Genomic DNA, 11834 nt, shown 5'->3' with positions numbered 1-11834 from the left:
AAAAACGACAAATTCGTCATCCCGCTGCTTGTTAGCGGGATCTAGAGATACCGTGGCGGTATGACTTGCATTAGCTATAAAATAGTGGTTTATCTAAACCCCATAGCATGCCGAATGAAGCTTTTTTTGAGGAAATCTGAATTTTCAACTGCAATCAAGCCAAGATTTCTTAGTGCTTTAGCGCAGAATATTCTGTTGGAGAACATCCTATTTAATCCATCAGTTGCAAGCGCCATTGTAAAATTATCAAAGTATCTGTCACGTGAAATTTTCTTTAATAAATAACTGCTGCCAACATCAATACCAGATGCTTTTGCAGCAACTATGTGCTTTATAACACCTTCTACATCTCTAATTCCAAGATTAAGCCCTTGACCTGCAACTGGATGAATTGAATGTGCTGCATCGCCGATAAGCAAAACTCTACCCTTATATAACTTTTTTGCGAAAACAAAACTTAAAGGATAAAGCTTTCTTTCACCCTCTAATTTTATCTCTCCTAAATAAGAACCAAATCTTTTTTTGAGTTCCACGATAAATTCCTCTTCAGATAGGTTCATTAGCATTTTTGAAATTCCAGATTTTTCTGTCCAAACTATCGAAGAAGTATAGCCATCCTTCATCGGTAGAATTGCAAATGGACCGCCAGGAAAAAAACGCTCTACAGCTAAGTTTTGGTGATGCAGTTCATGCTTTACATTAAATACCATGCTACTTTGTTTATAATCAAATTTCACTGTCGGTATAGAAAATAACTCTGGTAGTTTAGAGTTCTTGCCTTCAGCGCAGATAAGTAGCGATGATATTAATTCCTGGTTATTATCAAGAATAACTTCCACATATCCTGAATCACAAGCAATTGTTTTATAGGAATGTGGAGAGTATATATTTAGTTTATTCAAAAAATTATTGTTGATTGCATTCCATATAGTAGCATTGTTAATAACATAACCCATTGGTTCTTCACCAACCATTTTATGATTGTAATGCACAGTAACCGCATCTAATACGCATATATCAAGTATTGGCTCAGCTTCGCTTTCTATAAACTGCCAAATCCCTAATTTTTCCAATATTTTTTTCGAACCTTGAGAAATAGCAAATGCTCGGTTGTCATCTACTACACGTGGTAGACTATTTTTTTCAATCACAGCTATAGACACAGAGTCACAACTGAGGCTAATTGCAGTAATAAGACCAAGCAGCCCACCACCTGAAATGATTACATCATAATTCATTTTATTTACGCTAATTGTAAAATTATATTTTATCTATTTTGAAAATAGTTTAAACAAACTTTATAGATAAAGACCTATAGCTAACCCAAGAAAGGTTTCCCTACGTCATACCGCGATTCATTCCACAACTGTACGAACATTGTGATTTGGGTCCATCAGGAGGGTGTCATCCCAGTCTGGGATCCAGGAATTTTAATTGTAAGTAAGCATACTGAGTTGATAAGTATAAAAGTAACCAGAAAATAAACATTTTTGATGAGGTTATATGGAAAACTGGATTCCAGACTGGAATGACAAGAAGAGGGTACTTGGATAAGAGGCATTGCCCTTCTGGTAGCACAATGTTCGTACAGTTGTGCGCGGCGCTAACTAGTAGCGGAATGACGGTTTTTCAAATTGTAGGTAAACCTAAGTCACTTTAGCTATAGTTTGCTTGCCCCATAATTTTCTTTATTACAGATATTGCTTTAAATAATATGGAGGGGTAAGTTGTCAGCAATTGCCATTATTGATTTTGGTTCACGTACGATATCGGTAGTTAACACTAGCTACTTGAGGGTCAGAGTCGCCTTTCTTAAAGATATTTTAAGTATACTAGATGTATTATTGATACGTGATAATAAAACTGGGGGTTTTTGTGGAAACATCTGAATTAACTTTACTCGACTTGCAGAACTTTTTTGAAAAATTAAAAGGGCATGTACGTAGTGAAGTAGAAAAATATGTAGATAAGAAAATAGAAGAAATTAAGGATGAAGCAGCAACCCATGTAATAAACAAAATGTTAAACAATATGGTGGGTAATGAACCAATAGGTGAGCTTCAAATAGATAAACCTAAAACAGATGAGTCTAAAAAAGTTAGGATAATTAAGAATAAATATAGCACAATACAAAATAGAGAAGTCATAAAAGCTCTCTTCATAGGTAGAACACTTATTGAAATATATAAAAGTAAAACATATGAAGTTATAGTCAGAAATGAAGTAAAGTTTATTTATAATGGAGAAATTTACAGTTCCCTTTCTGCAGCTGGTACAAGAATTACTGGTCAAAGTTGTGATGGTTGGGAGTTCTTCAAGTTACGCCTTAACCCTGAAGAAGGACTAAGAACTCTAAGCTACCACCGTAAAAAGTTCTTCTCAGATAAAAATGGATCATAGCCAACCCACGCTGTCCGTCAAAGTTTTAAAGAGGTCTTAGTTTACTTGCTTCTTTATTTTCTTTATTATCAGATATCACTTTTAAATAATATGGAGGAGCAAATTGTCAGCAATTGCTATTATTGATTTTGGTTCACAGTTTACACAGCTTATCGCAAGACAAGTCAGAGAAATGGGTGTGTATTGCGAAATATTTCCAAGCAACATCAGTTTTGAAACAATATCAAAATTCAATGGGTTTATTCTCTCTGGAGGACCACAATCTGTAAATGATGATTGTTCTGAAACAAGTAGAGTAGTACATGAAATTATAAAACTTAATAAGGCAACAAACGTTCCTATACTTGGAATATGCTATGGACAGCAACTCATTTGTCATTATTTTGGAGCAAAAGTAAAAGAGAGTTTCAAACAGGAGTTTGGCAGAACTAAAATCAAGATACTAAAAGAATCCCCCATTATAAAGGATACCTGGGATGTTAATTCTGAAGTGGATGTATTAATGAACCATGCGGACAGTGTTGATACTATACCACAGGGATTTACTGTTATTGCATCAGGTGTGATAAATCAAACAATTGCAATGATTGTTAACGAACAGCGGAAGATTTACTGTACTCAGTTCCATCCTGAAGTGAGGCCCACAACAAATGGCAGTAAATTGCTCTCTAACTTCTTGGGTATTGCAAATTGCGAGAGAGACTGGACAATGAAATCGTTTATTGAAAAGCAGAAGGAAAAAATCAAAAATGTAGTAGGAAAGAAAAAAGTAATCGCTGCAGTAAGTGGTGGGGTTGATTCAAGTGTTGCAGCGGCTCTCACACATAAAGCTATAGGAAAACAATTGAACTGTATTTTTATCGATACTGGGTTGTTACGCAAGAACCAGACCATTACTATGTTAAAAGAGATTCCGATAAACTACGTTGATAAATCAAATTTATTTTTGAGTAGGTTGAAGGGGATAACTGATCCAGAAGAAAAGCGAAAAATTGTCGGTAACGCTTTCATTGAAGTGTTTGAAGAAGAAGCAAAAAAAATAGGTGATGTGGATTTTTTGATGCAAGGTACCATCTACTCTGATGTAGTTGAGTCAGGGCATGCCTCAGACAACACTAGTACAATTAAGTCTCACCATAATGTTGGTGGGTTGCCAGAAAAGATGAACCTGAAGCTAGTAGAGCCTTTACGCTACCTCTTTAAAGATGAGGTAAGGCTACTTGGAAAAGAAATTGGGCTTTCAGACGAGATAATATTTCAACATCCATTTCCTGGACCCGGACTTGCAGTGAGGATTATAAGTGAAGTCGATGAAGAAAAGGTGCGAATATTGCAAGAAGTAGATGAAATATATATTAATACGATGAAAAATTACGATCTATACGATAAGATATGGCAAGCTTTTGCTGTATTATTACCAATAAAAACTGTAGGTGTCATGGGAGATGGTCGTACATACGGATATGTTTGTGCTTTAAGGGCTGTAACATCGTCCGATGGTATGACGGCTGATGCATTTCCATTTGAGGATAAGGATCAGCATTCGCTAGTGTTTTGGGACTTTTTACAGAATGTTGGCAGTATAATTGTTAATAACGTTTCCGGAGTAAATAGAGTTGTCTATGACTTAACTTCTAAACCACCAGCAACCATTGAGTGGGAGTAAATCAAAAAGTCTAGTCATCCCGCTTTGTTAGCGGTTGAGATACCGTGCACAGCTGTACAAACTGTTTATGGAGTTATATGCTCTGCCTATGGAGTTACAATTGGCAGTAAATTAAGTGAGGTTAGCTGCAGTAATGCGCAGCAGACTACAGCTCCTAATTTACCACAGTAACTGCGCCGTGGCAGTGTTTGTATTTCTTTCCGGAGTTGCAAGGGCATTTGTCATTTCTTGAGACTTTGGGAAGTCTGCTATTTCTAGCAGAATATAACCTATTGCCTATCTCTTGGTTGTCTGCCAACTTAAAGTGTGCTAAGCGATGAATGGTGAGTTCCTTCCATTTTTCAAGCATTGACTCAAACATCAAGAAAGCTTCGCGTTTAAATTCATTCAGTGGATCTTTCTGCCCCATGGCACGTAAGCTTATGCTTTGTCTTAGGCTCTCTAGAACTGAAAGGTGTTCCCTCCATAAATGATCAAGTGTCATTATCATCATTTGCTTCACGATCGTATTCCACAAATCTGTAGTGTGCTGACTGTTGAAATATTTTTCTTTCTCAGTAAAAAATTCTTGTATCTTATCATTTATATAATTCAAAGCTTCTTGTTTGTTTAAAAACTTTGCTAAATCTTCTTTATCAAGCGTTATTCCATACCTTGTATGGAATTCTTTGACTATATCTTCAATATAATCCTCATAATAGCCACTTTGGATTATACCTTCTACTATGCTCTCATTTACTTCGCTATATACTTCAAGTAAATCATTAATTTTATTGCCTAAGATATTGTTTCTCTGCTTAAAAACAACTTTACGTTGGTTGTTGATTACGTCATCAAACTTAAGCAAAGACTTCCGCAAATCATAATTTCTAGCTTCAATTTTCTTCTGCGCCTTCTCAAGTGCCTTATTGATCCATGGATGATGAATAGCTTCGTTATTCTTTAACCCTACTTTTTGTAAAAAGCTTCTCATTCTATCAGAACCAAATATTCTCATTAGGTCATCTTCAAGCGATAAAAAGAACTTAGAAAGTCCAGGATCCCCCTGACGACCAGAACGGCCGCGTAATTGATCATCTATTCTCCTGCTTTCATGTCTTTCGGTTCCAACCACGCATAAACCACCAGCTTTTATAGCAATTTCCTTATCTTTTTTTACTCTTTCGACTATTTTTTGGTATTTTTTTACTCTTTCATCATCATTTTTTATCTTCTTCAGCTCTACCTTTGCAATCATTTCAGCGTTTCCACCGAGTTGAATATCAGTTCCACGTCCTGCCATGTTAGTTGCTATAGTGATACTACCTGGCACTCCAGCTTGTGCTATTATGTACGCCTCTTGTTCATGATAACGAGCATTCAATACTGAATGCTTAAGAGAATGGCTTTGCAAAAGCGCAGAAAGCTTCTCAGAGTTTTCGATGCTTACCGTGCCAACTAGGACTGGTTGAAGGCGCTTGTGGCATTCTTCTATAAACTTCAATACAGCATTAAATTTTTCTTTTCCTGTGCCATAAATCTCATCATCAATATCAACTCTTTTTACAGATACATTGGTTGGAATTTTTACTACATTTAGTCTGTATATATCACGAAACTCTTCTGCCTCTGTTGCTGCTGTTCCAGTCATTCCGGAAAGTTTATTATACATACGAAAGTAATTCTGAAATGTGACCGATGCTAAGGTTTGGTTTTCATGCTGAATTTCAAGATTCTCCTTCGCTTCAAGTGCCTGATGAAGACCATCGGAATATCTCCTGCCCTCCATCATACGCCCAGTAAATTCATCAATAATCACTACCTTACCATCCTTTACTATATAATCTTTATCAGCAGTAAACAGCTTATGTGCACGTAATGCTTGGTCTATATAATGAGTCATTATCATACTGTCAGTATCATAGAGCAAGGAATTTTCAGGAATGAGATTGTATGACCTGAGTAGTTCTTCCACGCGTGAAATACCATCTTCAGTAAGAAACACTGCCCTACCCTTCTCATCCACCTCATAATCAGAGTCAACTAATTTAGTTACTATTTTATTGATATGCTTATATATCTGATTGTTTTCCTCAATCTGGCCAGAAATAATAAGCGGAGTGCGAGCTTCATCAATGAGTATTGAGTCTACTTCATCAACTATTCCGTAGTGAAAGCCTCTCTGAACCATGTCTTCTTGAGAAAATTTCATATTATCTCGCAGGTAATCAAAGGCAAGCTCGTTATTTGTGGAATACACGATATCTGCACTGTAAGCCTCTTTTCTCTCTTCGTCTGTCAAGTTATTCGTGATAAATGCAACAGAAACCCCAAGAGAATTATATAATTTGCTCATCCACTCTGTGTCTCGTTTTGCAAGATAATCGTTAACAGTTACGACGTGCACGCCTTTCCCTTCTAAAGAATTAAGGTATGCAGCTAAAGTTGCAACGAGTGTCTTTCCCTCCCCTGTTTTCATTTCTGATATCATGCCATTATGAAGCACCATTCCACCAATTAGCTGAACATCAAAATGTCTCATATTAAGGAATCGTCGAGAGGCTTCGCGCACAACAGCAAATGCAGGTACGAGAAGATCATTTAACGTTTTTCCATTTTTCAATTCTCGTTTGAATTCTTCGGTCTTACCAGCAAGCTCCTCATCAGATAAGCTCTGCATTTCTGTTTCTAATGCATTTATTTGCTGAACAATTTTCCTAAAGGATTTTATTATCTTCTTGTTTGTTGATCCAAATATCTTTCTTATAAAAAAGAATGACAACGTAAAAATGAAAAATATAAGAATGGCTGTCAAAATTAGCGGAGAATCTAGCATAAACTTAAGTAACGTCTTATTTAATATGAGATTATATTACTAAATGCAGCCTACAGCAATGATATATTAGATTCGGGGAATCCTTGTTCATATACTAAGGTAATAAACAAAGGAACACTTCCAACCCTGTTCTTGCAGGCACTGTTATTGAAATATTAAAGAATCTGTTGCATTATCTTAGGCACTTGGTGACTTTTATCGAATGAAGTTGTTGGTGATGTTTGGTGGGGCGGTGAGCCGTGAATGTAGAAAACAAACAGTCTGAAATACTTAGTAATCGTACATTTAAGAAGAGAGATGGTACATCAGAAGGCATTTATGGTTATGATTACGAAATAACATTATCAATGTTGTACCTACTTCATGGGTTAAGAGGTGAAAGTGACTTTTGGTTAGCATCAAATATAGAAGGTTTTGGAGCCTTTGACGATATTTTTTTTGAACATGAAGATCAAAACAAGTCGAGAATTGTTTTGGTTCAAGTTAAGCATTGCAATAAGCCTAGACTTTCAAAGAATATTACATTTGGAGATTTGTTTGTTGATGGAAACGATAGAAAGCGACAAAAAAAGAATTTCGGATTAAACAAATATTTTGTTGAATCTTATTTCAAGATTAAGCAAAACCCTGAGTATAAGAACAGTGATATTACACTTGTCATTCATGCTAATGTTAATGTGAACTTAAAAAAAGGTACAGAAAAGCAAGGCAAAGTAGAAACATTAGAGGAGTATCTGGAAGAGTCAAAGTTAACAGATGATAACATTTTAAGCATTTATGAAGGTCAAAAAGGAACGTGCTACAAAATAAAAAATCATCTTGAACTGAAAAAATACTTCAGTTGCGGCAGTGAAGATGAAATAGAAGATTTTTTACTTAGAATAAGGTTTGTAGCTAATCAACCTAGTCAACCAAAACTAGAGAGTATCATTAAGAGAGAAATAGAAAAAAATACAAAACATCAGAAAAAAAGGCGCTGATATGGTTTTTGGTTCTGTATATCAAGATGTAAAGAAACGCTTGGCAAAAGGTAGCAAAGTTCCTTACCTAACAAGAAAAGACAATTATTTTAAGAAAGCTATAGAACATCTTTATAGTCTCAAACTTAAAGAAGATCTACCTGAATTTTGGCAAGTCCCTCTTCGAAATTATAACTTTGTCGGCAGAGAAGCGCTGCTAGATAAAATAGAAGAATGCCTGAAAGCTAATGATACAGCAACACTAGTTGCTTGTCATGGAATAGGTGGAATAGGTAAAACACAATTAGCATTAGAATTTATTTGGAGTAAGCTCCAAAAATATAGATGGATAATTTGGCTTGATACACGAGAGAGAAATACTTTAATTAACGAGTACATCAAGTTAGGACGTGGACTAAACGTTATTCATGGTTACAGAGAAAACGTTTGTGAAGAAGATCACGCCAAGCATGTTAAGTATTGGCTAGAACACCCTGAACGTGCTGGGTGGCTACTGATATGCGATAACGCTCCTAACTACAAAGATATAGCAGATTTACTTCCTATAGAAGGAGGAAAGATATTATTAACTTCTCGTTATACATTTGGCTGGCCACAACCACAGAACACTATTTCTGTTGATGTTTTTGAACCTGGAGAATCAAGGAGCTACATTTGTAAGATACTAGAAGTAAAAGGAAAAAACTCGATATAACTCAAGTGGATGCATTGGTGAAGACGTTAGATCATTTACCTCTAGCTTTAGCCCAAGCAAGCGCTTATATAAAGAAAACAGGTATAAATATTTCAGACTATTTGAAATTATATAACGATAGAAAACGAGCTTTATTATCTGATAAAACATTGCTTGAAACATTTCCAGCCGACGCTAATAGAGAGACTGCAGCAATAGTGTATGTTACATGGGACATCACAGTAGAAGCAATAAAAAAAGAATCTTCTTTGGCGGCTAACTGGCTTACTGCTTGTGCTTACTTAGATGGTAGTCCTATTCCTCAATCTTTACTAGAAATCTTTGCTGATAATCAAGAAAATAATCCTTCCTTAGAAACTTTCCATGAAGCGTTTGGAATATTAATAAGTTACTCCATGTTAACTACCAAAGAAGATCATAGTATGTTAATACACAGCTTGGTTCAAGAAGTTATAAGGCTAAAGTCAGAGAAAAGTGGAAAAACTAAAGAAGACATAAAGACTGTTTTTCAACTATTACAAAAGGGTTTTCCTTACCACAGTGATAAACTAGAAGATTATGCTAAGAAACGACAATTATTACCACATTTAGAAGCATTTTTATCACATATGGATAATTTGCTAGAAAAAAATTCTTCAGAAAAGCAAACAATAGAAAAGGATTATCTTTTAGATTTGTTAATGTGGATTAATGATGGATACTCTGATTTAGGTAACCCTAAAAGACAAAAGGAGTTGATCGAATGGATTTTACCTATTCTTCAGAGGCATTTTATCCCTGATTATGAAATTGCTACACTGCTGGTAAGTCTTGGTATTGCTTATAATGCTTTAGATAATCCTCGGAACGCAAAAGAGTTGTTTGAATGGGCTTTACCTATTCTTGAGAAACATTATGGCTCTGATCATCCTAAAGTTGCTGTCATACTGACAAACCTTGGCCACGCTTATGAGAATTTAGATAATCCCCGGAGAGCAAAAAAGTTGTTTGAGCAAGCTTTAGCAATTCAAGAGAAACATTATGGACTTGATCATTTCGAAGTTGCTAAACTACGGGCAAACCTCGGTCTTGTTTGTTATGCTTTGGGTGATCTTCAGAAAGCAAAGGAGCTGTCTGAACGTGCTTTACCTATTTTTGAGAAACATTACGATCCTGACCATCTTGAAGTTGCTAAACTGTTGTCAAACTTAGGTGTCATTTATGGGGGTCTAGGTTATCATAAGAAAAGAAAGAGGTTACTTGAGTGGGCTTTAGCAATCAAAAGGAAACATTACAGGTCTGACCATTTCGAAGTTGCTATACTGCTGGTAAATCTTGGTATTGCTCATAATGCTTTAGGTAGTTCTCAGAAAGCAAGAGAGTTGCTTGAACGTGCTTTACCTGTTTTTGAAAAACACTATGGCCCTGATCATCCGGAAGTTGCTAAACTGCTGGCAGAGCTAGATGATATTTAGGCTTTTAGCAACACTAGATTAACAATAACTCATTTGAGCTACACTTCCAAAACTAATCTGCTTGGATCTTCTATATAATTTTTTATTTTAACGAGGAAAGTTACTGCTCCTTTGCCATCAACTATTCTGTGGTCGTAGGAGAGGGCAATGTACATCATAGGTCTAATTTCAATTGAGCTGCCTACAGCAACTGGTCTGTTTTGTATTGAATGCATGCCAAGTATTCCAGATTGCGGAGGGTTTATTATCGGAGTAGAAAGAAGTGAACCGTATACTCCACCGTTTGAGATGGTAAATGTTGCACCTTCCATTTCTGATACTTGTAATTTACTTTCGCGAGCTTTTTTGCCAAGAGCAACTAAAGTTAACTCAATTTCTGCGAATGACATCTGATCAGCATTTCGAATAACTGGCACAACAAGGCCTTTGTCAGTACCAACAGCAACACCTATGTCATAGTAATGTTTATATATGATTTCATCGCCTGAGATCTCAGCGTTAATTTCAGGGATCTCTTTCAGTGCTTGCACCGCTGCCTTTATAAAAAACGACATGAAACCAAGTTTTATTCCATATTTTTTTTCAAAAATGTCCTTATACTTCGCTCTTAGATCCATAACATTTTTCATGTCGATCTCATTGAATGTGGTCAGTATCGCAGCAGTGTTTTGCGACGCCTTCAAACGAGCGGCAATTACTTGTCTTATTTTGCTCATTTTTACTCGTTCTTCTCTTTGCTCTCCACTTACTATACTTTTTGGCAATTCATATTGTTTTATTGCAGGCTGTTCAGCTTTGTTCATGTGGCCTATCACATCTGCTTTTGTTATCCTACCACCTATGCCAGTTCCCTTGACACTTTCTGCACTGATTGCATTTTCTTCCATAATTTTACGAGCTGATGGAGCATCTTTTTTAGCAGCACTTTCGCTTTTATCTTCTTTTCTCGCTTCCTCTTTTACTTCCCCCACAGAAAGCTTCGCTAACAATTGATCAGGACTTATCACATCATCTTCCTTTACAAGAAATTCAGTTATTTGCCCTGAAGCTTCTGCAGTTAATTCGAGTGCTGTTTTGTCAGTCTCAATTTCAAAGATCAAGTCATCTACTTTTACTGCTTCTCCAATATTTTTCTTTATTCTTACTATACCTTCTGTAACTGACTCACCACCAAGAGTCTTTGGCGCTCTGATTTCTATAATTTTGCTCATAAAACAATTTCCGTATAAAACTTTCTATAGATTTATACATGAAAAGAGACATGTAATAAACTAATAAATTCATTAAGGCTCTTATCATTTAGAAGTGACAAACGGATAACATACTTCTAAGAAACTTCCTTAACTAGCTCCTCTTGTTGCACTAAAGTATAGCCAAATTCTCGTGCCTTTTTGATCAAAAATTTTACAGCTCTCTCCTTATATCGTATTTCATAGTATTCCATTCCTTTTTTTACATATTCTTGTCCGTATTTGAGCATACTATAAAATATGCATGCTATTTTTCTTGCAATAGCTGTTATTGCTTTTGGTGCTCCTAATCGTTTTTTTAATCTTCTGTAGTATGCACCCAATGAACTTTTACTATTTCCTACAGAATTAGCAGCCATTCGAAATGCATTCGCAGCACGATTAATGACTTTACGCGTTCTTGTGCTAAACACTTTTTCTCCTGTAATTTTATTGGCAGGGCTGAGTCCTAACCACGATGAAAAGTGTTTTTCTGTTGACCATTTATTATGGTTTATACCAGTTTCTGAAATTATAGTCTGTATACTTAGTATATCAAGCCCTGGAACTTTAGTAAAATCCATACCAGTTATTCG

9 protein-coding genes are annotated in these 11834 nt (G+C 35.9%); 5 read left to right on the top strand and 4 right to left on the bottom strand.

Features of this window, described 5'->3' with window-relative positions:
• Positions 1–89: 89 nt before the first annotated feature.
• On the bottom strand, positions 90–1238 hold the full coding sequence (gene ubiH, locus OZD70_RS02205; protein ID WP_275020580.1) for a 2-octaprenyl-6-methoxyphenyl hydroxylase: 1149 nt from the start codon (positions 1236–1238) through the stop codon (positions 90–92).
• A gap of 637 nt (positions 1239–1875) precedes the next feature.
• On the opposite strand from ubiH, the gene OZD70_RS02200 reads away from it, so the two are divergent.
• Together OZD70_RS02200 and guaA are read left to right on the top strand one after the other, a co-directional pair.
• Entirely contained in the window at positions 1876–2400 is a 525-nt protein-coding gene (locus OZD70_RS02200; RefSeq protein ID WP_275020577.1) for a DUF2924 domain-containing protein, read from the top strand.
• A gap of 103 nt (positions 2401–2503) precedes the next feature.
• Positions 2504–4066 (top strand): glutamine-hydrolyzing GMP synthase, encoded by a 1563-nt coding sequence (gene guaA, locus OZD70_RS02195; protein WP_275020576.1) that lies wholly within the window; start codon positions 2504–2506, stop codon positions 4064–4066.
• Between the two features lie 154 nt (positions 4067–4220).
• Here the strand turns inward: guaA and secA are convergent, their stop codons facing one another.
• A complete protein-coding gene (gene secA, locus OZD70_RS02190; protein WP_275020573.1) occupies positions 4221–6881 on the bottom strand; it encodes a preprotein translocase subunit SecA in 2661 nt (886 codons plus the stop codon).
• Between the two features lie 239 nt (positions 6882–7120).
• Between secA and OZD70_RS02185 the strand changes: the two genes are divergently transcribed.
• Genes OZD70_RS02185 through OZD70_RS02175 form a run of 3 tightly spaced genes read left to right on the top strand, consistent with a single transcriptional unit; the run spans position 7121 to position 10009 of the window.
• On the top strand, positions 7121–7861 hold the full coding sequence (locus tag OZD70_RS02185; protein ID WP_275020571.1) for a hypothetical protein: 741 nt from the start codon (positions 7121–7123) through the stop codon (positions 7859–7861).
• A 1-nt stretch (position 7862) separates the two neighbouring features.
• A complete protein-coding gene (locus OZD70_RS02180) occupies positions 7863–8555 on the top strand; it encodes a hypothetical protein (RefSeq protein WP_275020569.1) in 693 nt (230 codons plus the stop codon).
• 17 nt (positions 8556–8572) lie between these two features.
• Positions 8573–10009 (top strand): tetratricopeptide repeat protein, encoded by a 1437-nt coding sequence (locus OZD70_RS02175; protein WP_275020566.1) that lies wholly within the window; start codon positions 8573–8575, stop codon positions 10007–10009.
• Positions 10010–10047: 38 nt separating this feature from the next.
• Here OZD70_RS02175 and odhB read toward each other — a convergent pair whose 3' ends face one another.
• Positions 10048–11220: a 2-oxoglutarate dehydrogenase complex dihydrolipoyllysine-residue succinyltransferase gene (gene odhB / locus OZD70_RS02170; protein ID WP_275020564.1), complete on the bottom strand. Its 1173-nt coding sequence runs from the start codon at positions 11218–11220 to the stop codon at positions 10048–10050.
• Between the two features lie 116 nt (positions 11221–11336).
• Positions 11337–11834: transposase (locus OZD70_RS02165; protein WP_275020072.1), on the bottom strand; the 498-nt coding region annotated here is incomplete at its 5' end.

The organism is Wolbachia endosymbiont of Drosophila tsacasi (assembly GCF_028982115.1).
GTDB classification, from domain to species: Bacteria; Pseudomonadota; Alphaproteobacteria; order Rickettsiales; family Anaplasmataceae; genus Wolbachia; species Wolbachia pipientis_B.
The sequence above is the reverse complement of the archived record's forward strand: the minus strand, read 5'-3'. Positions and strand labels throughout refer to the sequence as shown.